At 69.5% G+C, this 23,137-nt stretch carries 24 protein-coding genes; 11 read left to right on the top strand and 13 right to left on the bottom strand.

Translation table 11 applies throughout. The features are described 5' to 3' along the window. The first annotated feature begins 5 nt into the window (after positions 1-5). Entirely contained in the window at positions 6-926 is a 921-nt protein-coding gene (locus IM689_RS10785; protein WP_193643969.1) for a DUF2797 domain-containing protein, read from the top strand. Between the two features lie 45 nt (positions 927-971). Further along, positions 972-1,388, top strand: coding sequence for a GNAT family N-acetyltransferase (locus IM689_RS10780; RefSeq protein ID WP_193643968.1), 417 nt, complete (start codon positions 972-974; stop codon positions 1,386-1,388). Here IM689_RS10780 and IM689_RS10775 read toward each other — a convergent pair whose 3' ends face one another. The 3 genes from IM689_RS10775 to IM689_RS10765 all read right to left on the bottom strand — a co-directional run bounded on the left by IM689_RS10775 (position 1,389) and on the right by IM689_RS10765 (position 3,382). Continuing rightward, positions 1,389-2,228 carry an alpha/beta fold hydrolase gene (locus IM689_RS10775; protein WP_193643967.1) on the bottom strand — a complete coding sequence of 280 codons (840 nt, stop codon included), beginning with the start codon at positions 2,226-2,228 and terminating at the stop codon, positions 1,389-1,391. A gap of 56 nt (positions 2,229-2,284) precedes the next feature. Further along, the gene (locus tag IM689_RS10770) at positions 2,285-2,884 is read right to left on the bottom strand and encodes a DUF1648 domain-containing protein (protein WP_193643966.1); all 600 of its coding nucleotides are present in this window, start codon (positions 2,882-2,884) and stop codon (positions 2,285-2,287) included. A 96-nt stretch (positions 2,885-2,980) separates the two neighbouring features. Then, on the bottom strand, positions 2,981-3,382 hold the full coding sequence (locus IM689_RS10765) for an SRPBCC family protein (protein WP_129665837.1): 402 nt from the start codon (positions 3,380-3,382) through the stop codon (positions 2,981-2,983). 160 nt (positions 3,383-3,542) lie between these two features. Between IM689_RS10765 and IM689_RS10760 the strand changes: the two genes are divergently transcribed. Further along, on the top strand, positions 3,543-4,199 hold the full coding sequence (locus IM689_RS10760; RefSeq protein WP_193643965.1) for an FMN-binding negative transcriptional regulator: 657 nt from the start codon (positions 3,543-3,545) through the stop codon (positions 4,197-4,199). A gap of 7 nt (positions 4,200-4,206) precedes the next feature. Here IM689_RS10760 and IM689_RS10755 read toward each other — a convergent pair whose 3' ends face one another. Next, positions 4,207-4,533: a DUF3072 domain-containing protein gene (locus IM689_RS10755; RefSeq protein ID WP_047310920.1), complete on the bottom strand. Its 327-nt coding sequence runs from the start codon at positions 4,531-4,533 to the stop codon at positions 4,207-4,209. A gap of 98 nt (positions 4,534-4,631) precedes the next feature. Next, a complete protein-coding gene (locus IM689_RS10750) occupies positions 4,632-4,832 on the bottom strand; it encodes a hypothetical protein (RefSeq protein ID WP_047310919.1) in 201 nt (66 codons plus the stop codon). A gap of 155 nt (positions 4,833-4,987) precedes the next feature. Between IM689_RS10750 and IM689_RS10745 the strand changes: the two genes are divergently transcribed. The 4 genes from IM689_RS10745 to IM689_RS10730 all read left to right on the top strand — a co-directional run bounded on the left by IM689_RS10745 (position 4,988) and on the right by IM689_RS10730 (position 8,967). Continuing rightward, positions 4,988-5,761, top strand: a complete 774-nt coding sequence (locus IM689_RS10745) for a GTPase domain-containing protein (RefSeq protein WP_193643964.1) — start codon at positions 4,988-4,990, stop codon at positions 5,759-5,761. An 83-nt stretch (positions 5,762-5,844) separates the two neighbouring features. Continuing rightward, on the top strand, positions 5,845-6,420 hold the full coding sequence (locus tag IM689_RS10740; RefSeq protein WP_193643963.1) for a class I SAM-dependent methyltransferase: 576 nt from the start codon (positions 5,845-5,847) through the stop codon (positions 6,418-6,420). Between the two features lie 94 nt (positions 6,421-6,514). Beyond that, on the top strand, positions 6,515-7,369 hold the full coding sequence (locus IM689_RS10735) for an SDR family oxidoreductase (protein ID WP_193643962.1): 855 nt from the start codon (positions 6,515-6,517) through the stop codon (positions 7,367-7,369). A gap of 167 nt (positions 7,370-7,536) precedes the next feature. Further along, positions 7,537-8,967 carry an MFS transporter gene (locus tag IM689_RS10730; protein ID WP_319803861.1) on the top strand — a complete coding sequence of 477 codons (1,431 nt, stop codon included), beginning with the start codon at positions 7,537-7,539 and terminating at the stop codon, positions 8,965-8,967. 126 nt (positions 8,968-9,093) lie between these two features. Here the strand turns inward: IM689_RS10730 and IM689_RS10725 are convergent, their stop codons facing one another. From IM689_RS10725 to IM689_RS10715, 3 genes are all read right to left on the bottom strand, one after another. Then, positions 9,094-9,525, bottom strand: coding sequence for a universal stress protein (locus tag IM689_RS10725; protein WP_193643961.1), 432 nt, complete (start codon positions 9,523-9,525; stop codon positions 9,094-9,096). 172 nt (positions 9,526-9,697) lie between these two features. Continuing rightward, positions 9,698-9,868, bottom strand: a complete 171-nt coding sequence (locus tag IM689_RS10720; protein ID WP_187036799.1) for a hypothetical protein — start codon at positions 9,866-9,868, stop codon at positions 9,698-9,700. A 56-nt stretch (positions 9,869-9,924) separates the two neighbouring features. Then, entirely contained in the window at positions 9,925-11,358 is a 1,434-nt protein-coding gene (locus IM689_RS10715; RefSeq protein ID WP_319803860.1) for an LssY C-terminal domain-containing protein, read from the bottom strand. 231 nt (positions 11,359-11,589) lie between these two features. Between IM689_RS10715 and IM689_RS10710 the strand changes: the two genes are divergently transcribed. The 3 genes from IM689_RS10710 (at position 11,590) to IM689_RS10700 (ending at position 15,523) form a co-directional block, all read left to right on the top strand. Beyond that, on the top strand, positions 11,590-13,140 hold the full coding sequence (locus tag IM689_RS10710) for an MDR family MFS transporter (protein WP_193643960.1): 1,551 nt from the start codon (positions 11,590-11,592) through the stop codon (positions 13,138-13,140). A gap of 160 nt (positions 13,141-13,300) precedes the next feature. Then, positions 13,301-14,464 carry an acyl-CoA dehydrogenase family protein gene (locus IM689_RS10705; RefSeq protein WP_193643959.1) on the top strand — a complete coding sequence of 388 codons (1,164 nt, stop codon included), beginning with the start codon at positions 13,301-13,303 and terminating at the stop codon, positions 14,462-14,464. 3 nt (positions 14,465-14,467) lie between these two features. Further along, entirely contained in the window at positions 14,468-15,523 is a 1,056-nt protein-coding gene (locus tag IM689_RS10700) for an acyl-CoA dehydrogenase family protein (RefSeq protein WP_193643958.1), read from the top strand. 68 nt (positions 15,524-15,591) lie between these two features. Here the strand turns inward: IM689_RS10700 and IM689_RS10695 are convergent, their stop codons facing one another. Beyond that, a complete protein-coding gene (locus tag IM689_RS10695) occupies positions 15,592-16,863 on the bottom strand; it encodes an NAD(P)/FAD-dependent oxidoreductase (protein ID WP_227484745.1) in 1,272 nt (423 codons plus the stop codon). A gap of 233 nt (positions 16,864-17,096) precedes the next feature. Here IM689_RS10695 and IM689_RS10690 point away from each other — a divergent pair, with 233 nt between their 5' ends. Beyond that, on the top strand, positions 17,097-17,318 hold the full coding sequence (locus IM689_RS10690) for a hypothetical protein (RefSeq protein ID WP_193643957.1): 222 nt from the start codon (positions 17,097-17,099) through the stop codon (positions 17,316-17,318). Here IM689_RS10690 and asnB read toward each other — a convergent pair. The 4 genes from asnB to IM689_RS10670 all read right to left on the bottom strand — a co-directional run bounded on the left by asnB (position 17,310) and on the right by IM689_RS10670 (position 23,000). Continuing rightward, entirely contained in the window at positions 17,310-18,842 is a 1,533-nt protein-coding gene (gene asnB / locus IM689_RS10685) for an asparagine synthase (glutamine-hydrolyzing) (RefSeq protein WP_193643956.1), read from the bottom strand. The genes IM689_RS10690 and asnB overlap by 9 nt on opposite strands. Before the next feature lie 136 nt (positions 18,843-18,978). Beyond that, entirely contained in the window at positions 18,979-19,290 is a 312-nt protein-coding gene (locus IM689_RS10680) for a putative quinol monooxygenase (RefSeq protein ID WP_047310908.1), read from the bottom strand. 7 nt (positions 19,291-19,297) lie between these two features. Then, positions 19,298-19,846, bottom strand: coding sequence for a type 1 glutamine amidotransferase domain-containing protein (locus tag IM689_RS10675; protein WP_193643955.1), 549 nt, complete (start codon positions 19,844-19,846; stop codon positions 19,298-19,300). 268 nt (positions 19,847-20,114) lie between these two features. Continuing rightward, positions 20,115-23,000, bottom strand: coding sequence for an excinuclease ABC subunit UvrA (locus tag IM689_RS10670; RefSeq protein WP_227484744.1), 2,886 nt, complete (start codon positions 22,998-23,000; stop codon positions 20,115-20,117). Positions 23,001-23,137 lie beyond the last annotated feature (137 nt).

Raw genomic sequence — 23,137 nt, 5'->3', positions numbered from 1 at the left:
GCACCATGCACGACGACTTCTGGCGCTCCGACGCCCCTGCTCTCGTGCAGACCACCTCGTGGGCGGGCGGTGAGCCGCACCTCGTCGTCCTGACCGACCACGGCGAACGGCTCCGCGCGCCGATCATGAACCGCCGCATGGCGTTCCGCGTCCAGCCCGACGTCCGCTTCTGCACCGGCCGCTTCGACGCAGCCCGCCCCGGCGACGCCCGTCACGTGCCCTGCGACGGGCGGCGCACCGTCACCGTCGGAGTGCAGTGCGAGCAGTGTGCCCAGCGCGACGACTCGCGCTTCATGCATCACGTGCACCGCGGCGGCTACGTGCCCGAGTCGCTGTCGGGCTATCTCGCGCGGCCGCATTGGCTCTACATCGCGACGTTCGCGGACGGCGCGAGCAAGGTCGGCACCGCGTCGGCGTCGCGCGGGAGGACACGCCTCGACGAGCAGGGCGCCGTGCGTGCCACCTACATTGCCCGAGCAGCCGACGGCACCGCCGTCCGCGTGCACGAGGACGCGGTGACGGCCGAGACCGGCATCCCGCAGACGAAGCACAAGAGCAGCAAGGCCGGGTCTCTCACGAAACCGCTCTCCCGCGAGCGCCTCGACGGCGCGCACGCCGACGCGGTCGAACACGCCCGCGCGTTCCTCCAAGCCAGTGGCCTCGAGCTCGCGCTCGACCCGTGGGACCCACCAGCGCAGCACGCGGGGTTCTTCACCGGTGACGGCGTGTTCGGCACGTACCCGCACCCGCTCAGCCGCGGCGAACACTGCCTTACCCCGACCGCTGTTGTCGGCGGTGTCGCGCTCGTCACCGTCAATGACGACGACGCCCCACTCGTCGTCGACCTCGACGCGCTGCGCGGGCGACGCATCGCCCCGGCGGACGTGCGCTCCCCGGAGACGATGAGCCAGCAGAGCCTGTTCTGAGGCCACTGTTCACCACGACGACCCCCTGACCCGAGAGGAGCCACCGTGCACCCCGACCACGACCTCACGCTCTCGCCTCCGCCACTCGCGGATTACCTTCGGCTGCGCGCCGATTCGGGCCTGTCACCCGTCACCGAGGCCCAGGGCGAACCGGCACTCGTGAACTCGTGGGCGTGGGTGCACGTGCGTCATCGCGCCAGCGGCGAGGTCGTCGCGATGGGCCGCGTCATCGGCGACGGCGGGTGGTACTTCCACATCGCCGACATGGCGACGCTGCCCGAGCACCAGAAGAAGGGTCTCGGGCAGGCGGTACTGGAAGCGCTCCTGGCGAAGATCCGTGAGGAAGCGCCGCCTCGCCCCTACGTCACGCTCATGGCCGACGAGCCGGGGCGCCCGCTCTATGCGAAACTCGGTTTCGTCGAGACGGCCCCGCACTCGCTCGGCATGATGCTGCCGCGCTGATCACTCGCGCACCCGGGCGAGAATCGCGTCGGCCAACGGCTCGGGCTGAAGGTCGCTGATCCAGTGACCCTCGTCGAGCTCGACGAAGGTGTACGGCGCCTCGACGAAGTCGGCCGTGCCCTCGGCGGCGCGGCGTCCGAAGGCCACGTCGGTGTTGCCCCAGACGTACGTCGTCGGCACAGGGATGGGGCCCAACGCGAGGCCCGTCTCGGGGCGGTAGGCGCGGTAGTAGTTGAGGACGGCGGTGAGGGCGCCGGGCTGACCGAGCAGACGCAGATGCTCGTCGAGGCGCGCGCCGTCGAGGTTGCCGATCATTCGGCGCAGGTACGCCCAGTCGTCGGCCGCGAGCTTCTCCTCGGCCACCCCCTCCTGACGCAGGAGGTTTATGTACTGCAGCTTCTCGTGCTGCTCGGGGTCGGCCATCGTGGCGCGGACGACGGCCTGCGGGTGCGGGGTGCTGACGGCGGTGTACGTCGTGAGGAGCTCGGGGTGTTCGCCGGCGACGAACCACCCGATGATGCCGCCCCAGTCGTGGCCGACCAGGTGCACGCGCTCCGTGCCGAGCGCCTCGATCATTCCGACGACGTCACCGCTGAGCTGCTCGACGCCGTACGCCTCGACGCCCTCGGGGCGCGCACCGGGCGCGTAGCCGCGCAGGTTCGGGGCGACGACGTCGTAGCCCGCCTCGGCGAGGATCGGGCCCACGTCGCTCCACTGGGCGTTCGACTCGGGCCAGCCGTGCAACAGAAGGATCGTCTCGCCGTCGCTCGGGCCGCAGCGCAGCGCGTCGAAGGTGAACTTGCCCACGACGAGTTCGTCGTCTCTCCACATCTCAGCCATGCCCCCACTGTGCCCTGCCGCGCCGACACTCGGGGCGATTGGGGCGACGCATGCGCTCAGTCGACGGTGTCGGTCGGCGTGTAGCGACTGCCCAGCATCCGGGTGACGAGGAAGGTGAGCATACCCACCACGAACAGGAGGGACACCCCGCCGATGAGCCAGCCGGGCATGGCGCCACCGGGTTGATGTGCGGCCCAGCCCGTCATCGCGGTGAGGAGGGCGAAGAGCCCGAAGATGAGCGCCGACAGAAGCACCATGTCCTCCCGCATCAGCCGCTCGAGCGTGCGCAACCGTTGCGGTGTGCGCAGCCACTCCTCCTTCTGCGGCGCGTTGATGCTCTGGGGCCAGCGCATCACCAGCCCGCTGACGAGCACCAGCAGAGCCGAGATGGCAATGGGCGTGAGAACGAACAGGGCGATGGCGCCCGTGCGGCTCGACCACCCGTCGGGCGTCTCACCCGACCAGTGCGTCGGAACCCGCTCCGGCAGCTTCGTCGCGACCACCGCCACCGTCACGGCCCACACCGCGACGACGAGCCCGAGACATCCCAGCACGCCCCGTTCGAGCTGTTCCCGCGGGAGGTCTCGTGCTTCCTGCGCGACGCGACGAACCTCCTCCGGCGACGGGCCGACGTCGAACGCTGACTTCTTGCTCATGTCTCGACGCTAGCGCCGAGACTCAGGGTGCGCCTCCGCCCAGCGGCGGAAATCCGCGCGGCAATCCGCGGCTCAGGGCCGTCGAGCGGCGGCGGATCAGGGCGCTTCGAGCAACCCCTTGAGCCGCTCGAGGTCTGCCTCGACCATCGCGGTGTCGCGGTCGAATTCCTCGTCGTTCATCGCGAGGCGCCGCAGCGTGAACACGACCTCCGCGCCGTCCGGGTGAGCGAGGACGCGCAGCGGATTGTGGACGACGGCGCCGTCCGGCAGTGTGACGTCGTGGTCGAGCACCCCGAACGGATTGTCGGGGGCAAACGCGAACGTCACTGTGCCCATGGGAGATTCGGCGACGAGTTCGCCGTCGCGATCACCCGGGTGCACCTCGGCGGTCGCGAGGCCCGCCGCCCAGCGCGGCAAGTTCTCGACATCGCGGGCGAAGGCGTAGACGGCCTCCGGCTCACGGGCGATGACGACGCTGAGGTGACGGGTGTTCGACATGCGCTCACGCTAGCGGCAGCCACCGACACCGGTGCCGCGAGGCCGCCCGCCAATCCGCCCGACACAGTGCGACACTGAGGCCTCACCGGCCCGATCGGACGCCCGCGCCGTCCTCACGCTCGGAACTCGCAACATCGCACGTCAGCACAAGAGTCGACGCATGGGCTACAACCCCGACCACGACCGGGTCGACGCCGTCGACGTGCTCGCAGAGTTCGTCGGCGCCCACCCCCTCGCCACGCTCATCACGCATGACCGCGTGACGCCGCAGGCCGATCTCGTGCCACTACTCGCCGTCGACGATGCCGAGGCGCCGAGCGGCAAGGCCCTCGTCGGACACGTGGCCCGCGCGAACCCCCTGTGGGAGGACGGCAAGCACGTGGGCACGAGTCTCGCGACGTTCGGTGGCGGCGAGCACTACATCTCGCCCACGTGGTACCCGAGCAAGGCCGAGCACCACCGCGTCGTGCCGACGTGGAACTACCTCGTCGTTCACGCGTGGGGGCCGCTCGTCGTCCACGACGACCCGAAGTGGGTGCGCGGCGTCGTCGCCCGGCTCACCGGCGCGATGGAGGCCGGGCGCGACAACCCCTGGCGCATGGGGCAAGCCCCCGGCGATTACATCGACGACATGCTGACGAAGATCGTCGGCATCTCGCTGCCGATCGAGCGCTTCGAGGGCCGCTTCAAGGTGAGCTCACACCGCACCGACTCCGATCGGCTCGGCGCGCGGGACGGCGTCGTGCGCGAGTCAGAGGGACACGCGCACGACGAGCTCGCCGAGGCGATGACGAACCCGCCCCGGCGAGAGGAGTGAGCCGACCTCAGTCGACGCGGTTGCTCTTACCCTGCAGGCGATCGATGTGCTCGCTCGCCTCGGCCTTCGTGAGGTCGGCCGGAAGCTGCTCGCCGGATTCCTTGGCCAGCGTGTCGAGGTACGACTTCTGCGCCTCGGTCATGGGCTCGTCACCCGTGGCCCACTCCTGCGGGTCACGCTGAAGCGCGTCGTTGCGGCCCGCGTCGCTGTTCGGCGTGGCGCCGATCGTCTCTGCGCCACCCTGGGCGCCGGACGGCTCACGCGCGGCGCCGGCGTCCTGCGCCGCGGCACTGTCGGGGTCGGTGGGCGGCTGCTGTGCATTCATGTCGGTCATGTTCGCGACACTAGCAACGCCCTCCGACAACCGGTACCCCCCAACGGATTTCACCCCTGGAAGCGCGCCGCGACGTCATTACCCGCCGGTCGGCGCGCTCAGTTCGCGGTCTTCGGCGAGTCGCTCTGGTTGGGCGTGCGCGGGCTCGTGCCACCCGTCGTGTTCTCGGGCACGGCGTCGGCGCCGGCGTCGGAACCGCTCAGCCCGCTCCCGCCCTCGGAACGCTCGGCACCGGAGCCCGGCTTCTCGCCCTTGGGCTCGTCGTTCTCGGCTGCTTCGTGAATGTCATCGCGTGTCATGCCCCCACGTTAACCGGCACGACCCTTCGCACCCCCACCCCTTGGAGGGAGTTTCGTCCCCCTGCTGTCGCGGTGGCCGCGCTGACGTGCACGAGTACGCAGGTGACGTCCGTAAGGTTGACCCCGATGTACATCGACGTCACGCGAGGTAGAACGTGAATACCATCGGAAAGGCCGTGAGCGGCTCCGGCAAGGCCGCCATCGGCACGAGCATCGCCGGAAGCGCTCTCACCGCGGTGTCCACGGCACCGGAGAAGTTGTCGACCCTGCTGCACCGCCGTTATCCGACCGTCGCCGTCACCGGCATGACGGGTGTCGGCAAGACACGTCTCGTCGACCGGCTTGCTCGACGCACGACGCCGGAGGCCGTCACCGAGAACGGGTCGGCGACGATGGAGCGCCGTACGTCCAAATCCGCGCGACTCAAGGGTTTCCGCTTCCGCGTGGTGCCGGGTGACAACGCGGCGACGCGCCTGACGGCCCTCGACGAGGTCTTCTACGAGGCACCCGTCGACGGGGTCATCCACGTCGTCGCCTACGGCCACGCCACGCCCCGACGCAGCGGCGGCGTGAGCGGCGCGGCCCCGGAACGAACCGTCGAGGAGCAACTCGCCGCCGAGCTCGAGGACTGGACGATCACCGCGCACCGCATCGCCGCCATGGCCGTGCGCCGCGAGCGCCCCGTGTGGGTCGTCGTCGCCGTGACGAAGGCCGACCTCTACCCCGAGCGTCTCGACGAGGCAGTGCGCTACTACTCAGCCGGCAGCGGATCGCCGTTCGCGGCGAAGCTCGACGAACTGCGCGCCCTCGCGGGCGGCGCGAAGATCTCCATCGACGTGCTGCCCGTGAGCGCCGAGAACTCCAAGGAGCTCGACTCGCTGCTCGCCACGCTCGAAGCACGCATGGCGCAGCTCAGCGGCCACGTCTGATCGCGCGATGAACACCCCCTCGTTCGACCGCGACGGCTGGGAGCAGCGCTGGCAGCAGGTCATGGCGTCGCACCCCGACATGCTTGCCACGAAGGCGCCGAACCCGTTATGTCACGGGTGAGCTCGAGGAGCTGTTCACCACACGTCGCCCTGACAGCGAACCGTCCGTTCTCGACGCCGGCGCCGGCCACGGCGCGGAAGCCCTGTGGCTCGCCGCGCACGGCTGGAACGTCACCGTCGTCGACTTCTCGCTCGCTGCGCTGGACTTCGGGCAACGCAACGCAGCACAGGCCGGGGCCGACGTCGCCGAGCGCATCACCCTGGTCGAGGGCGACCTCGGCGTGTGGGCGCCGGAGCCTCGCGCGCACGACGTCGTCCTGTGCCTCTACGTTCACTGCGCGGGCGACATGGCCGAGACGATCACGCGCCTCGCCAGCGGCGTCGCACCCGGCGGGACGCTGTTCATGGTCGCCCACCAGAGCGTCGATCCGGCCACGGGCGAACCCACCCGTGCCGCAGGGCAGCACCAGGTGAGCATCGACGAGGCGGGCGCCGCGCTACGAGGCGACGAGTGGGAGATCGTCACCCTGGAGAACCGCCGCCGCGACGACCAGATGGGCGGGGTCGACGCCGTCGTACGCGCGGTTCGGCAGCCCTGACGCGTCCACCTGCTGATCCTCGGGCGGCGCCTTGGAAGCATCCGCGTGGGGGCGCTGTTGTATGTGCAGTATCCGCCCCTGGCAAGGACCTGCCATGACCACCCTCGCCATTACCGGCGCCACCGGAGCGCTCGGCCGCCTCGCCGTCGCCGACCTCCTCGAGAGCGGCACCGCACCGGACGAGGTTGTCGCCGTCGTCCGTAACCCCGCCAAGGCTGCGAGCCTCGCCGAGCAGGGCGTCACCGTCCGCGAGGCCGACTACGCCGACCCGGCCGCGCTGCGCACGGCGCTCGAGGGTGTCGAGCGGCTTCTGCTCATCTCCGGCGACGCCGTCGGCGCGCGCGTCGAGCAGCACACCAACGTCATCGAAGCGGCCAGGGACGCCGGCGTCGCTCACATCGTCTACACCTCGATCCTCAACGCGGACGCCTCGAGCAACCCCCTCGCCGACGAGCACATCGCGACGGAGAAGGTGCTTGCCGCCAGCGGCGTCGCGCACACCGTCCTGCGCAACGCCTGGTACTCAGAGAACTACACGACGCAGCTGCCGCAGTACCTCGCCACCGGCGAGATCCTCAGCGCCACGGACGACGCCCCGATCTCCGCTGCGGCACGCGCAGACTTCGCCGCTGCCGCTGTGGGCGCCCTGCGCTCCGCGGGCGCCGAGTCGCGCACGTTCGAACTGGGCGGCCCTGCCTTCACGCTCACCGAGCTGGCGGAGGCCATCACCGAGGCCACGGGTACGACGGTGGTGCACCGCGTCGTCAGCGCCGACGAACTCGTCACCACCATGACGAGCGACGGCCAAGACGCCACGTGGCCGAACATCCAGGCACGCGTGGACCGTTCGATCGCCGCCGGTGAGATGCACACCGACTCGAACGCCCTCGAGGAGCTCATGGGTCACGCACCGACGACGATCACGGAGGTCGTGCGCGCGGCCGTCTGACGGCCTCCCTTCGATTCGCCCCGGTGCGCGATCCGCCCTTCGCGGTCGGTCGTGTGCCGGGGCAAATCTCATCCCTGAAGTGGCCCGGAACACCCGGAACCACGCGGAAAAGTGATCGAGCCCACGTCTGCTAGAGACCGGCGCGAGGGCGGGCGTACAGTCGTTCGGTGAGCACCGAACAGACGACCGAACAAACCCCTGAGGTCAGGCCCCGTCGGCTCCTGACGGTGCTCCTCATCCCCCTCTTCATGGCGCTCGTCGCCATCTCGGTCATCAACGTCGCGCTCCCGGCGATCGGCGAGTCCACCGGCGCGAGTTCGGGTGGCCTGCAGTGGGTCATCTCCGGTTACGCACTGGCCTTCGGCGTCCTCCTCGTGCCGTCGGGCCGCGCCGGCGACGTCATCGGTCGGCGCCGCATGCTCCTCGTCGGCATCGCACTGTTCACGCTCGGCTCGCTCATGGCCGGCCTGGCGCAGGACATCGTCGTCCTCAACATCGCCCGTGTCGTACAGGGTCTCGGTTCGGGCCTCGTCAACCCGCAGGCCATCGGGCTCATCCAGCAGCACTTCCGCGGCCAGGAGCGCGCCAAGGCGTTCGCTCTCATGGCGACGACGGTCGCCGTCGCCACCGCCGTCGGACCGGTCATCGGTGGCCTGCTCATCCAGATCCTCGGCAACGATGCCGGCTGGCGCTGGATGTTCTTCATCAACGTGCCGCTCGGCCTCGCGTCGCTCCTCCTCGGCCTGCGCTGGGTGCCGAACGACCGTCGTCGACCCGATCAGAAGCTCGATCTCGACCCGGTCGGCACCGTGCTGCTCGCCGTCGCGGTGCTCGTCATCATGCTGCCGTTCATGGAGCGCGGTGCCGGGGCTGCCGTCTGGGCGCTCCTGCCGGTGGGCCTCGCGCTCGTGGCGGCGTTCGTCGTCTGGGAGAAGCGGTACAAGGGCCGTGGACGCCCGCCGATGGTCGACCTCGACATCTTCCGTGCCGAGTCGTTCCGCAACGGCATCCTCATCGTCACGGCGTTCTTCATGGGCATGACGAGCATCTGGATCCTCATCCCGCTCTACCTGCAGATGCACCTGCACCACTCGGCGTTCGAGTCGTCGATCGTCGGGCTGCCCTCGTCCGTGGGCGCCGCCGTCTCCTCGCAGATCGCCGGGCGCTACGTCATGACGCTCGGGCGTCGCCTGGTCATCGCGGGCTTCGTCGTCGCGTTCATTGCGGTGCTCGGCGTCGTTCTCGTGGCGGGGCCCGTCGAGTCCGGTTCCCTGCCGTACTGGGCATTCGCGGTGCCGCTGACGCTCATCGGCGTCAGCCAGGGCATGACGATCGCCCCCAACCAGACGCTGACGCTCAATGCCGTCGACCCCAAGTTCGGCGGCGTCGCGGGCGGTGTGCTGTCGCTCGGTCAGCGCGTCGGCACGGCCGTCGGCACGGCGCTCATCCCCGGCGTGCTGTTCACGCTGACGGAGGGTGGCACGGCGTGGCCCACGTCGTTCCGCATCTCGATGGGCCTCATCATGCTGCTCATCGTCGTGGCCACCGCGTTCTGCATGTACGACCGCAAGCGCGAGCGCGCCGAGGCCGCCGCCTGAGCGTGCGAGTTGAGCGGTGAACGCGGCACGGATGCCGCACTCACCGCTCAACATCGGTGGTCCGCCTCTCCCCCAGGAAGAGGCGGACCACCGGACCAGGGGCCGACGCTCGTCGGGGCCAGGGCGTCAGTCGCGGACGACGAGCACCGGGCAGTGGGCGTGCGTGACGCAGTAGCCGCTCACGGAGCCCAGCAGCATGCCGGTGAGTTCACCGTGGCCGCGGCATCCGAGCACGAGCATCTCGGCCTCGGAGGAACGGTCGACCAGAACGTTGCGGGGCTCGCCCTCGACGACGTGCGCGAAGAACGTCACGTCACGGTGCTCCGACGCAGCCTTGCGCACGACCTCCTCCACCATTTCTCGGGCCACGTCGTCCGGGCGGTACGTGGTTTCGAAGGCCATCGCGTAGCCGTAGTTGGTCGGCCACTGCCACGTCGTCAACACCTCGACCGGCGCGCCGGTGACCTGCCCCTGCCGTGTGGCCCACGCGAGGGCGCGGTGGGAGGGCTCGGAGCCGTCGAATCCTACGACGATGGGGCGAAGCTCCTGCTCTGACATGGCGACTGCCTTTCTTCGAAGGATCACTTCCCACGCTAGGCGCAGCCACCCCGAAGGCTTAGGGACCTTCGGCCCGGTGAGTCGCGTAACCAGCCTGCTCGCTGCCTGCGGATCCCCCGACGCACGAGGGGCCACCGAGCGCGCGTTGCTCGGTGGCCCCTCGTGCGGTGAATCAGGCGTTGTCGGCGTCGCCGTGCTGGCCCTCGTCCTTGCTGCCGGCGTCGGACTGGCCGCCGCTGGCCGTGTCGTTGTACTCGCCGCCGTCGCCGCCGGTCTGTGCGCCGGGGCCGCCGTCCTGCTGGTCGACGTCGGGCTTGAAGGTCTCGTTCTCGTTGTCACTCATGGTTCGAATCTAGCCACTTTCGGTCGACGGCGGCCAGCCCTCGTAGGGGTGGGGACTCAGTCGCTGGACACGCCCTCGGACGCGGCACGCCCCGTCTCGGCCCACTCCCGCGACGCAAGGCTCGTGAGCGCGTAGACGATGAGCAGGTCAATGCTGAGGCCGAGCAACGCCGTCATCGTGGGGCGTCCACCTTGCAGGTACTGCCACATCTGCCACGCCTGGGACGCCGTGACGAGCGCGATCATCGTCAGCCGCGCCCACAGGCCGCCTCGGAACGTGCGCCACGCGAGCCAGAGGATGGGCACGTAGGCGAGCACGCTGATCCACAGCGCTGTCGTCTCGGAAACACCAACGGGCACCCCGTTGATGACGTCCGGGCCGCTGTCACCGAGCGCCTCGTGGTCGCGCCACAGCAACCCGACCATGGCCAGGAGCGCCGATGCCACCGTCAGAACGAAGGCCGCGACGACCGGGATGGGCCGTCGACCGACCTCCGTCAGCACGTCGCGAGCGCTGTCGCTGTTGGTCGCCTCGAGAGTTCGGTCGCCTGGAGTGGATGTCTGCACCCTCGTGGCGCCGGACGACACCGCATCCGCCGATCCCCCGGCTTCGGGCGCCACCTCCACCTTCTCGAGGTGCAGGGTCGGCAGGTTGCCGTCGGTCTGAACGGCGTCGCCGCCGCCGTTGCGCGAGTGGTACCCCGTGGAGAAGTTCTCGATGACGTGGACGTCGGCTTCCTCGACGGCGTGGAGCACCGTGCCGATGACGTAGTCGCGCTCGACGTCGATGTTGCGGTCGATCTTGTGCGTCACCTGAAGCGTGAACAGCGACAGGCCGACCGCGCGGTCGTACGTACCGGAGGCCAACCAGTCGACTCTCCTGCCACCGGGCAGCAGCCATCCCTCCGGCGTCGGCCAGAACCGCACGTGGTGGCGCTGCGACGGGTTGCCCTCGACCTCCTGCTGGTAGGCGAAAGCCTGCGTCTTGTTGAACAGAACGAGCGGGCTCACGGGCGCCGCGGCATAGCTGCGTCGGGCGAGCGAGGAGTACACGATCCGGGCGCTCGAGGCGAGCGTGACGGGGTCGGCGCGCGTCCAACCCGCACGCGTCATCGCCTCGTGGATCTGCTCCTCGCTGCCCATGACGGCGAGGTTGAGCGGATCGCCGAGCAGGCCGTCGCTCGTGCGGCTGCGGCCGATGAAGTAGTCGGGAACGTAGATCGACGTGAGCACGCGCTGCAGTCGCGGCAGCGCGAGGTAAGCCATGACGACCCAGAACAGGACGAGGAACAGCAGCAGCGACCACGACCAGCGCACCTCGAGCAGGAGCAGGACGGCGAAGCCGAACGACAGCAGCATGACGAGGACGAAGAAGACGTTCTCCACCCACGCACGCCCCAGATGGCGTCCGCTGCGCTCGATCTTGTCGGGGTGGCGGTAGACCGGCTTTCGCCGTCCCCGGCTGGCCCACGTCATGCGGTCGGTGCTCACACCTCGTCCCTTCGACTGCGCCCAGTCTGCCGGGTCGACGACGGGCGGCGTCGAGCCGTCCGGTGAGGGAACCGTTTCGTGGGGAGCGCGACGAAGACCACACGTCACGGCGCGAAAATCGTTCGCTGTGTCAGCGCGCTTCACCGTAGAGTATGAAGCCCGACTTTTCTCCGGACCTCGACGCTCGTCACCTTCGCCGGAATCCACCCTCCACGATGCCGGAGCACCCGCATGCCCGAAACCCCCTCGTCATCGGCAACCGCAGCCGACGAGATCCCCACCCCCGTGCCGCCGGCCGCCACCAGCGACGAGTTCTCCGAGCACGCGGCCGAGAGCGACGCGGTGAGCGCGCCCGGCGCCCCCGAGCCGGTGGGTGACTACAAGCTCGTGCTGCGCATCCTCACCGTGGCCACGTTCATCGTCATCCTCAACGAGACAATCATGGTCAACGCGATTCCGCAGCTCATGTCGTCGCTCCACGTCACGGCGCACGCCGCACAGTGGCTCTCGACGGCGTTCATGCTGACGATGGCCGTCGTCATCCCGACGACCGGCTGGATGCTGCAGCGCTTCGAACGCCGCGCCGTGTTCGCCGCGGCCATGATCTCGTTCGCGCTGGGCACGTTGCTCGCCGCGATTGCGCCGAACTTCGGGGTCATCCTCGTCGGGCGCATCGTGCAGGCGACGGGTACGGCCATCATGATGCCGCTGCTCATGACGACGGTCATGACGATCGTGCCGCTCGCCGAGCGCGGCCGCACGATGGGCAACGTCTCGCTCGCCATCTCGGTGGCACCGGCCCTGGGCCCGACGACGTCGGGGCTCATCCTCCAGTTCGCCTCGTGGCGTTGGCTGTTCCTCCTCGTGCTGCCGCTCGCCGTCGTGTGCGGCGTCATCGGTTTCCGCCTCATGCCGCGCAGTGGATCGCAGGCGGGCGGAACGCTCGACTTCATCTCGATCCCGTTCGCAGCGGTCGGCTTCGGCGGCCTCATCTACGGCATGAGCCAGTTCGGCGGGCACACGCCGGGCGCCGAGCCCGTCGTCGACCCCTGGGTGGCCGTCATCGTCGGCGCCGCATGCATCGCCGTGCTCGTGTGGCGTCAGCTGCGCCTGGCCCGTAACGGCGGCGCGCCCCTCATGGACCTGCGTGCCCTCGCCTCGCCCGGCTTCGGCATCGCGGTCGCCGTCATGTGCATCGCGATGCTCGCGATGATGGGCACGATGATCCTGCTGCCCCTGTGGCTGCAGGCCACCCGCGGCCTCAACGTGCTCGAGGCGGGCCTCGTCATGATGCCGGGTGGGCTCATGATGGGTCTGCTCGGCCCGCGTATCGGGCGCCTCTACGACAAGGTCGGGCCGAAGCCCCTCGTCACACCGGGCGCGATGATCGTCGTCGTCGCCACCGCGCTCGGCGGGCTCGTCGCCCCGCACGCCGAGTGGTGGGTCTACCTGTTCATCCACCCGCTGCTCAGCTTGGGCCTCGCGCTCATGTTCACGCCGCTGTTCACCGCGGGTCTCGGTTCGCTGCCGGGTCACCTTTACTCGCACGGCTCGTCGATCCTCGGCACCCTGCAGCAGGTGGCCGCCGGCGCCGGAACGGCCCTCGCCGTCACAGTGATGACCTCGCGCGCCGAGTCGCTCGCGAAGGCCGGCGAGAACCAGGCCGACGCAGTTTCCGGTGGCGTCTCGCTCGCGATGTGGGTGGCCGCGGGCATTTGCTGCCTCGCCGTCGCGCTCACCTTCTTCGTCAAGAAGCCGGCCGAACCTGCCATGGGGCACTGAGCCGAAGCGCTCGCACGAGCGGCGCGGAACGTCCGTCACGGACGCTCCGGGCCGCTTTCGCGTTCCAGGCCGCAAACGACTTATTGAGCATTGCTCAACAACGGTGTAGACATGTATGGGGAAGGCACGCCCTTCCTCACGAACACACCAGGGAGTCACCGTGGAGCGAAAACTGAGCGAGGAGGACGTCGCGCTGCAGAGCGAATTGCGCGCGTTCTTCGAGAACGAGGTGCCGGACCACCTCAAGAACAGCTACATGAAGGACGGAGAAGCCGTCCCCGAGATCCTGCGTGAATCGCAGAAGTTCCTCGACGAGCACAACCTCGCCGCCCCGCAGTGGCCCGAAGAGTGGGGTGGCCGCGGCTGGGACGAGCTGCAGCTGCACATCTACCGCTCCGAGCTGCAGCGCGCCGGGCTGCCGAGCCCGCTGCCGTTCAACATCAACATGGTCGGGCCGGTCATAGCGGCGTTCGGCTCCCAGGAGCTGAAGGAGCGCTTCCTCCCGAAGACGAAGAGCCTCGAGATCTGGTGGTCCCAGGGCTTCTCCGAGCCGGACTCGGGTTCCGACCTCGCGTCGCTGCGCACCACGGCGGTGCGTGAGGGTGACGAGTGGGTCGTCAACGGTCAGAAGACGTGGACGACGCTCGGGCAATACGGCGACTGGATCTTCACGCTCGTGCGCACCGACCCGAAGGCCGACAAGCCGCAGAAGGGCATCTCGTTCCTGCTTATCGACATGAAGAGCGAGGGCCTGACGGTCCGTCCGATCAAGCTGATCGACGGCGGCGTCGAGGTCAACGAGGTGTTCTTCGACAACGTGTGCGTGCCCGCCGACCAGCTCGTCGGCCAGGAGAACAAGGGCTGGGACTACGCGAAGTTCCTCCTCGGAAACGAGCGCACGTCCGCCGCGCCCGTCGGCTCGATCAAGGCCGTTCTCGCCCAGGCGAAGCAGCACGCCCGCGAGGCCCGCTCGCCGAACGGCACCGCCCTCGACGACCCGCTGCTCGCCGCACGCTTCGCCGAACTCGAGGCCGAGGTCATGGCCCTGGAGTTGACGGTGCTGCGCGTCGCAGGCGACTCGCGTGACGGCCGGCCCGACCCGGCGTCGTCCATCCTCAAGCTGCGCGGAAGCGAACTGCAGCAGGAGGTCTTCGAGCTCATGGTCGACGTCGCCGGCGTCGAAGCGCTCACCTGGCACACGGGTGATTGGGGTGGAGAGACGCTGCCGCGCTACCTCAACTTCCGCAAGGCCTCGATCTACTCGGGATCGAACGAGGTCCAGCGCAACATCATCTCCGGCGGCATTCTCGGACTGAGGGGCTGACTCATGGATTTCAAGCCGAACGAAGAACAGCGCGCGCTGGCCTCGGCCGTGCGCGACATGGCCTCGAGCCTCACGCCGAAGGACGAAGGCAACGGCGCCCCCACGGGCCCGCAGCCGTTCGACCCCACCGGGTGGTCGCGCATGGCGGAGATGGGCCTGCTCGGCCTGCCGTTCAGCGAAGACGCGGGCGGTTTCGGCGCCTCGTCGATCGAGGTCGCTCTCGCCGCGTCGGAGCTGGGCAAGGCCCGGGTCGCTCTGCCGTACGCCGACGCCATGGCTGCGGCTGCTGCGCTCGACGCCGCGGGGAGCGACCTGCTGGCCGATGTCGTCGGCGGCGAGAAGGTTGTTCTCACCGCCTTCGGTGAGAAGGGCGGCGTCTGGGCGCCCGATCAGCCGACGCGCACGGCGACGGGCTCGGGTGACGGCGTCACGCTGAGCGGCGTCGGCGTCGGCAACACCGATCTCAGCGAGGCACATGCGGTCGTCACGACCGCGCTGGCTGACGGCGAACTCGGCGTCTACCTCGTGGAGGCGCCTTCGGTCGACCGGGCCGTCGCGACGTTCGACGGCGCCTCAGCCGTTCGCCTCGGCGGTCGCGAGGTACTCGACGCCGCACTGGCGCTGGGGAACGTCGCTCAGTCGGGCGAGGCGATCGGCGCGATGGAAGCCGCCCTCGGTATGACGGTGGAGTACCTCAAGACGCGCAAGCAGTTCGGGGTGCCGCTCATGACGTTCCAGGCGCTGACGCAGCGCGCGGCCGACATGTACGTCGGCGTCGAGCTGACGCGCAGCGCCGTGCTGTTCGCCGCCATGGCGCTGGCCGAGGAGGTCGACGTCGACGCGGTCTCCCGCGCGAAGTACCTCGTGGGCACCTACGGGCGCCTCGTCGGGCAGGAGGCCATCCAGTTGCACGGCGGCATCGGCATGACGGCCGAGTACGCAGTCGGTCACTACACGTCACGCCTCGCGTCGATCGAGCGCACCTTCGGTGACACCCGCTACCACCTCGCACGTCTCGCGCAGGGCGTGGGCGACCACGAGTCGGTCGACGTCATCTGACGTTTCACGTGAAACGGTCCGCACCGGTTCGGTGCGGACCGTTTTTCGCGTTCGGCTGTCCGGAGTGGTCAGCGCAGCGGGTCGAGCGGACGCAGTTCGTCGGCAACGCGTCCGGTGACGATCTGTTCGGCGAGAAGTTCGCCTGAGAGCGGGCCGAGCGTGATACCCCACATGCCGTGCCCGCCGTTGACGTAGACGCCCGGCACCCGGGTCGCTCCGACAAGCGGCAGGCCGTCGAGCGGCACGGGCCGGTTGCCGCACCACAGGTCGTCGCGCGCCTCCCAGTCGACGCCGGTGAGCAGGTCGCGGCCACTGCGGGCTATGGCGTCGGCGCGGCCCACGTGGAGCGGGTCGTCCGTGTCGCAGAACTCCATCGTGCCGCCGACTCGCAGGCCGTCGTCGATCGGCGTGCACGCGATGCGCTCGTACGGGAAGTAGATGGGGTGAGCGACCGGGCGAGCTGCCGGGTCGGTGATGGGCAGCTTGAAGCTGTACCCGCGTCCGGCGCGCACCGGAACCTTCACACCGAAGCCCGCCGTCAGCTCGGGGAGCCACGCGCCCGTGGCGACCACAACGACGTCAGCAGTGAACGGCTCACCCGCGGTCAGGTCGACGCGCACGCCTTCGCGCACGTGCTGGAAAGCGCGCACGTTGGCGCCCGTGATGACACGCCCGCCACGGGCGGTGACGGCGTCCGCCACAGCTTGGGCGTACTCGCCGGGGTTGATGAAGCGCTGCCCGCGAATGCTCACCGCGCGCTGGACGTGCTCGCTGATGATCGGCACGGTGCGGCGCAGGACGTCAGGGCTCGTTTCTTCCGTCTCGAGGTCGAGCCCGGCGCCGCGGATCATGTCGAACTCGTGCTCGAGGCCCGCGGCGTCATCCGGGTTCTTGAAGGCGGCGACGATCGGCGCCTCGTGCGAGGTCGCCTGCACACCACCGCGTTCGAGGGTGTCGTAGGCGCCGATGGCGCGCTGGTTGAGTGGCACGAAGGTGGCCATCGTCCGCTTCCACTGACCCGGCGTGCATCGGCGCGCGAAGCCGAGGAGAAAGCGAGCGAGCGACGGATCCGGCTTGAACGGGACGTAGAGCGGCGAGTCTGGATCAAGCAGCGACTTGAGGCCGTAGTTGAGCACCGACGGGTCGGAAAGCGGCACACACAGGCCCGGGGAGATCCAGCCGGCGTTGCCCCACGAACTGCCGGCGGCCACCCCGGAGCGATCGAGGACGGTGACCTCGACACCGTGTTCCTGAAGGTGCCACGCCGTGGCCAGGCCCACCATGCCAGCGCCGACGACGACGGCGCTCTCGACTGGTCGGTGTGCGGATTCCGTTGCCAACTGAGCCAACTCTCCTTGTTGTCGAAGCTGTTGGTTGACGCCTCACGGGTATGTGTGCGTGACGTCCCGAGGTCACTCGCGTGCTCGAGCGACCTCTTCAGGCCATGGTGCCGCCCACGGAGCACCTACCGTTCAGTACGTAGGGATCGGGTGGCTTCCACCGCAGGATCGAACCCCGCAGGGTGGGGCGCTCGCCGGTGTTACGCCGCCATCGGCGTGCCACCATGACGAGCATGCGCAGACCGACCGGGCCGACCGGACGCAAGCCGGATTCCGTCTGGATCGTTCAGCACGACGAGTCCCCTCACAACACAGTGCTCGGGGTTTTCGCCACCGCGGACGAGGCGGACGCGTACTCCGACGAGGTCCTCGTGGACTACCCGAACGGGATCATCATCACCGAGTTCCCCATCGGGTATCGCTACACCGACGGCGCAGTCCGCTACTCACGGTGAGTCGGGGCTTCGCGCCACGCGCCACGCCGTCGCGAACCGGCCCAGGACGTGCGAGTTCACTCCGGCGAGGCGCGTCGCGAACATCCGCTGGTAAGCGAGTTCTTCGCGGGTACGCGGCGCAGGCAGTCCGGCGACGCGTTCGTCGGCCCAGTCGTCCTCGGGCACGAGGTGGGCCGCGCGTTCGGTCATGACGTCGGCGGTGCCACTGCCGTCTCCGAACTGCTCCTTGGGCCGCCACAGCAGATCCTCGGGGAGCCAGCCGGTGAACGCCTCGCGCAGGAGCGCCTTCTCCTGGCCGAGCTCTCCGGGCAGGCGCCACTCGATCGGAATGCGGCCCGCGAGGTTGACGAGGTCGCGGTCGAGGAAGGGCACGCGCGCTTCGAGGCCGTGCGCCATCGTCACGCGGTCGCAGCGCTGGAGGTTGAGGTTGTGCAGGCCGCTGATGCCGCGACGCAGTTCGTCGGCGAGGTCGTGGGCCTCGTCGATGTCGCGGTAGTGCGCGTAGCCGGCGAACAGTTCGTCGGCGCCCTCGCCGGTGAGCACGACCTTGACGGTCTCGGCGGTCGTCTCCGCGAGGAGGTAGTTGGGCACGGCGCTGCGCACGAGGGACGGCTCGTAGGACTCGATCGACGTGACGACCTCGGGCAGGACGGCCACCACTTCGTCGGCGTCGTAGATGCGCTCGTGGTGGGTGAGGCCGAGGTGCTCGGCGACGCGGCGTGCGGCCGCAAGGTCGGAGCTGCCCGCCGTGCCCGCGGCGAACGAGTGGATCGGGCCGGGCACGTCGTCGGCGTAGCGCGCCATGATGGCTGCGACGAGGCTCGAGTCGAGGCCGCCGGAGAGGAAGACGCCGACCGGGACGTCCGCCATCATGCGGCGGCGCACCGCGGTGACGAGGGTGTCGCGGATGGCGGTGCGGGCCTCGTCCTTCGACGCGACGAACTCGCCGCCGATGTGGAGTTCACGGAAGCGTACGAGGCCTTCGTCGGGCGTCCAGCGGAAGCCGGGCGGGAAGTCCTCGACGGCGCCGCGCATCGACTCGGGGAACGCCGCGAGTTCGGAGGCGAAGTAGACCGCGCCGCCGGAGTGCGCCCAGTAGAGCGGCTTAACGCCGAGCGGGTCGCGGACGGCGGTGACGCGCCCGTCGGGGTGCGCGACGACGAAGGCGTACATGCCGCGCAGGGCCGCGAGCGCCTCCAGGTCACCGTCGACGGCGGCCGCGAGGGCGGCCTCGGAGTCGGAGTCCGTGGCGTCGCGGCGGAAGTGCAGGCCCTCGACCTTGCGCAGTTCGCGGTGGTTGTAGATCTCGCCGTTCACGACGGCCCAGAAGCCGTCGGCTGGGCCGAGCGGCTGGTCTCCGTCCGCGAGGTCGACGATGGAGAGGCGCACGTGGCCCAGCCAGATGGGGCCGGCGAGGTGTTCGCCGACGCCGTCGGGGCCGCGGTGGCGGATGCGGGCCAGCATCTCGCGCCCGATCTGTTCGTTCGGACCGGTTGGGTCATGGATCGCCACGATGCCGCACATACTCCGTGAGTCTAGGCAGCCGCGGGCTGCCCGGCGCCGCGTTGCGGTGGGTCGCCCAAGGTGGCCGGGGCATCTGGTGCAGAAATAGCGATCTGGCCGCGATATCGCGGCCAGATCGTTAATCGACGCTGATGCTCTAGGCGGTCTCGCCGGGCAGCTTGTACGCGATCACGTCGACGTTCTGGATGCTCGGCTCGGTGCTGAACAGATCAGCTCCCTGCGCAGCGAGTGCCTGACCGACGCCACCCGAGAGGTGGGTCTGGCGGGCCTCGTCGTCGGGGAACACGTCGAAGATCCCGAAGGTCGATGCGTCGAACTGCAGGGCGAACCAGGCCTGCGTCCCCTCCTCCTGCTCGACGATGGGGCGGGCGCTGCGGAGGAAGTCCGCGACGTCCTGCTCCTTCCCCGGCTTGGCGTGAACGACGACCGACAATGCAACGTTGACCATGTTTTCCTCACTTCTCCTGGCTGAACAGCTCGACCATCGCGGCGTTGAAGGCCGGGAGATCCTCGGGCGAGCGGCTGGTGATCAGGTTCCCGTCGCGCGCCACCTCTTCGTCGACGACGTTCGCTCCGGCATTGCGCAGGTCGGTGCGGATGCTCGGGTACGAGGTCAGCGTCCGACCCTTCGCGACACCGGCCTCGACCAGCGTCCACGGTCCGTGGCAGATCGCGGCGACCGGCTTGTCGGCGACCATGATGTCGCGCACGAATCCGACGGCGTCGGCGTCCATGCGCAGCTGATCGGGGTTGACCGTGCCGCCGGGAAGCAGCAGGGCGTCGTACTCGTCGGCCGAGGCGGACTTCACCAGGGCGTCGACCGAGAACGTTCCGGCCTCGTCCAGGTCGTTCTCGCGGGCCTTGATCTCGCCATCGTGCAGCGAGAGCAGCACGGTCGTGGCCCCGGCGTCCTGAAGCGCCTGTCGCGGCTGCTCGAGCTCCACGCGCTCGACGCCGTCAGCGGCCAGGATCGCGATCCGCTCGCCATGCAATTCGTCTGCCATGTTCTGCTCCGTTCTGCGAGAGATGACGGCTCGCCCGTGGGGGCGAGCCGCACGCCGTCCGTACCGGGCGGCGTGGTTCGGGTGCAGGACGACTCGGGTGCAGTCGTCGTTGCGCTCATCGAGGTACCGGCAGGTGGTGGCTGCCGATTCTCGGGCCGGATGGTGGGGGACGGAGAAGAAGCTTCGGCCCGGAGGTCGTCGCTGACGTTCCGCCATCGACGGTGGGGCTTCTTCATCGGGGCCTGGCCGAATGTGAGCGTCTGGCCCGTCAGCCAGTGTAGACCTCGTACGTCAGCGACGGGGCGCCCGTGGCCATCTCATCCGGGACGCCGGGACGTCGTGGCACGAGGACGTCGACGACGCCGCAGGACGTCCGGTCAGCGTCGTTCGAGGGTCGCCGATCTGGCGACGCAGCCTGTTGGTCCGATGCGCTCCCTGCGACGAGGTCATCGACCCCGTCGCAGCCGTCCGACGCTCTCGTCCGGGAGGCGGCCTCCCGGAGCGCGGCCTCAAGGTACGGTGCCGACGCACCGGCTCCGGACGAGGCGACCTGCGCGGGCGTGCCTGAGGCGACCACCGTGCCGCCATCGTCCCCCGCCCCGGGCCCGAGGTCAATGACGTGGTCGGCTGCGGCGACCACGCGCATGTCGAGCTCGACCGCGACGACGGTGTTGCCTGCGTCCACGAGGGTCTGGAGATGCGTCACGAGCCGATCGGAGTCGGCGCAGTGCAGCCCGGAGGTCGGCTCGTCCAGGACGTAGAGGGTGTCCCCGCGCTGGGATCGCTGGAGCTCGGTGGCGAGCTTGACGCGCTGCGCCTCACCGCCGGACAGCTCAGTCGCGGGCTGCCCGAGCCGCAGATACCCGAGACCCACGTCGATCAGTGCCGCGAGCGAGCGCATGATGTCGAACTCGCCGTGGAAGAAGTCGTGGGCCTCCTCGACGCTCATGGCGAGGATCTCCGCGATGTTGCGGCCGCGCCAGACGATCTCCAACGTGCTGGACTGGTAGCGGGTGCCGTGGCAGTCGGGGCACTCGGTGTAGACCGAGGGGAGGAAGAGCAGCTCCACCATGACGGATCCCTCGCCCTTGCAGGTCGGGCAGCGACCGCCGGTGACGTTGAAGGAGAACGTGCCCGCTTTGTAGCCGCGAGCGCGAGCCTCGGGCGTCTCCGCGAACCTCCGCCGCACGTGGTCGAACAGGCCCGTATAGGTGGCGACGTTCGAGCGCGGGGTGCGCCCGATGGGCTTCTGGTCGATGCTCACGACGCGGCGCACCCCGTCGACGTCGCCGCGGATCTCTCCCTCGAGCTCGTCGGGCTCGTCCGACAGCAGGAGCTCGTCCCCTTCGGCCGCGTCAGCGTCCTCCGCCTGGTCAGCTCGTCCCTGCCGTTCGTCGAGCAGCGCGGGGAGGGCCTGGCTGACCAGGCTGGACTTGCCTGATCCCGACACTCCGGTGACGGCGGTGAACACCCCGAGCGGGAAGGAGATCGACACGTCGCGCAGGTTGTTGCGCGTGACGTGCTCGAGCTTCAGCCATCCCTGCGGCTCGCGAGGCGTCCGGTGGGGCAGGCCGCTGCCCCCGAAGACGTATCCGCGGGTGACGGACTCCTCCACCTCGGCGAGCCCTTCGTAGGGCCCGCTGTAGACGACGCGGCCGCCGCGCTCACCCGCGCCGGGCCCGATGTCGACCAGCCAGTCGGCGTGCCGCATCACGTCCACCGAATGCTCCACCACGAACAGGCTGTTGCCCCGGCGCTTGAGCCCGTCGAGGATGCCGAGCAACGCGCTGACGTCCTGCGGATGAAGCCCAGCGGACGGCTCATCGAGCACATAGACCACACCGAACAGCTCGGAGGTCAGCTGGGTCGCGAGTCGCAGTCGCTGCAGCTCCCCGCCGGAGAGCGTGGGTGTGGTGCGGTCCAAGGACAGGTACCCCAGACCGAGATCGATGATCGGCCGCAGTCTGTTGACGAGTTCCGCGCCCAATCGCGCTGTCGCGGCCAGCTTCTCGACCGAGGGGTCAGGCGCCGGGATCACGCCGTCGGCGGCCGCGGGCGCTGATCCCGCGGAGTCGGCCCGCTGCCCGGCGTCGCGTCGGGCAGCCCGGCCACCGGTGCTGTCCGGCGAATCGGCCCTGTCGAGAGCGCTGGTGGCCCGTTCGACCGCCCGGTCGATCAGCGTCGAGAGCTCCGCGAGGGGCAGAGCGGAGAGATCGGCGATGTCGAGGCCGTCGAACGTCACGGACAGGGCCTCCGGCTTCAGCCGCTTCCCGTGGCAGGCGGGGCAGGGAGCAACCGTGAGGAACTGCGCCACGCGCCGTTTCATCGATCCGCTCTTGGTGTTCGCGAACGTGTCCAGGACGTACCGACGAGCTCCGACGAAGGTGCCCGAGTAGCTCGGTTCCACGCCTGCCGCGGTCGCGGCCTGCGCCTCGGAGAGCGTGAGCCGCGAGTGGACCGGGACGTACGGCGTCTCGTCCGTGTAGAGGATCCAGTCCCGATCCTCCTTCGGCAGGTCCTTCCAGGGCACATCGACGTCGTAGCCGAGCGCGACGAGCACATCGCGCAGCTGATGACCGTGCCAGGCCGTCGGCCAGGAGGCGATGGCCCGCTCGCGGATCGTCAGTGAGGGGTCCGGCACCATCGTGTCCTCGGTGACCTCGTACACCCGGCCGATGCCGTGGCACTCCGGGCATGCGCCCTGCACGGTGTTGGCGGAGAAGTCCTCGGCGTAGAGCATCGGCTGATCATCGAGGTAGTGGCCGGCCCGGGAGTAGAGCATGCGCACCAGTGACGAGAGCGTGGTGATGCTGCCTACCGAGGACCGCGCGCTGCGGCCCCCGCGCTGCTGCTGAAGAGCGACGGCCGGCGGCATGCCCGTGATGGAATCGACGTCCGGGACGCCTGCCTGGTCGATGAGGCGACGGGCGTAGGGGGCGACGGACTCGAGATAACGGCGCTGGGACTCCGCGAACAGGGTTCCGAAGGCCAGAGACGACTTCCCCGAGCCGGAGACCCCGGTGAACACCACCAGTGCGTCGCGGGGCACCGTGAGGTCGATGTCCTGGAGGTTGTGCTCGCGTGCGCCGAGAACCTGCACGTCGGGCTGAACGGGTGTGGTTTCCGACGGTGCGGACCTGCGTGCTTCGACCATGCCGGCGACACTAGCAACGCGTTCCACCGGTCGGTCGGAGCACGGCCCCGTCCTCCACGGCCCACCTGCCCGTGGCGCCTGTCGCCGCAGCGGCGGCAGGCGCCAGGGTGGAGCACGGGGCTCCGTCTGTCCTATGC

This window comes from Dermacoccus barathri, from assembly GCF_015070805.1.
GTDB lineage: Bacteria > Actinomycetota > Actinomycetes > Actinomycetales > Dermatophilaceae > Dermacoccus > Dermacoccus abyssi.
The sequence above is the reverse complement of the archived record's forward strand: the minus strand, read 5'-3'. Positions and strand labels throughout refer to the sequence as shown.

Bases quoted from the DNA above. Each gene is read 5' to 3' on its own strand.
- asnB (WP_193643956.1), bottom strand. From the start codon at position 18,842: ATGTGCGGCATCGTGGCGATCCATGACCCAACCGGTCCGAACGAACAG.
- IM689_RS10765 (WP_129665837.1), bottom strand. From the start codon at position 3,382: ATGTCGAACACCCGTCACCTCAGCGTCGTCATCGCCCGTGAGCCGGAG.
- IM689_RS10670 (WP_227484744.1), bottom strand. From the start codon at position 23,000: ATGGTCGAAGCACGCAGGTCCGCACCGTCGGAAACCACACCCGTTCAG.
- IM689_RS10680 (WP_047310908.1), bottom strand. From the start codon at position 19,290: ATGGTCAACGTTGCATTGTCGGTCGTCGTTCACGCCAAGCCGGGGAAG.
- IM689_RS10770 (WP_193643966.1), bottom strand. From the start codon at position 2,884: ATGAGCAAGAAGTCAGCGTTCGACGTCGGCCCGTCGCCGGAGGAGGTT.
- IM689_RS10725 (WP_193643961.1), bottom strand. From the start codon at position 9,525: ATGTCAGAGCAGGAGCTTCGCCCCATCGTCGTAGGATTCGACGGCTCC.
- IM689_RS10755 (WP_047310920.1), bottom strand. From the start codon at position 4,533: ATGACCGACATGAATGCACAGCAGCCGCCCACCGACCCCGACAGTGCC.
- IM689_RS10760 (WP_193643965.1), top strand. From the start codon at position 3,543: ATGGGCTACAACCCCGACCACGACCGGGTCGACGCCGTCGACGTGCTC.
- IM689_RS10785 (WP_193643969.1), top strand. From the start codon at position 6: ATGCACGACGACTTCTGGCGCTCCGACGCCCCTGCTCTCGTGCAGACC.
- IM689_RS10700 (WP_193643958.1), top strand. From the start codon at position 14,468: ATGGATTTCAAGCCGAACGAAGAACAGCGCGCGCTGGCCTCGGCCGTG.
- IM689_RS10710 (WP_193643960.1), top strand. From the start codon at position 11,590: ATGCCCGAAACCCCCTCGTCATCGGCAACCGCAGCCGACGAGATCCCC.
- IM689_RS10690 (WP_193643957.1), top strand. From the start codon at position 17,097: ATGCGCAGACCGACCGGGCCGACCGGACGCAAGCCGGATTCCGTCTGG.
- IM689_RS10720 (WP_187036799.1), bottom strand. From the start codon at position 9,868: ATGAGTGACAACGAGAACGAGACCTTCAAGCCCGACGTCGACCAGCAG.
- IM689_RS10775 (WP_193643967.1), bottom strand. From the start codon at position 2,228: ATGGCTGAGATGTGGAGAGACGACGAACTCGTCGTGGGCAAGTTCACC.
- IM689_RS10750 (WP_047310919.1), bottom strand. From the start codon at position 4,832: ATGACACGCGATGACATTCACGAAGCAGCCGAGAACGACGAGCCCAAG.
- IM689_RS10735 (WP_193643962.1), top strand. From the start codon at position 6,515: ATGACCACCCTCGCCATTACCGGCGCCACCGGAGCGCTCGGCCGCCTC.
- IM689_RS10675 (WP_193643955.1), bottom strand. From the start codon at position 19,846: ATGGCAGACGAATTGCATGGCGAGCGGATCGCGATCCTGGCCGCTGAC.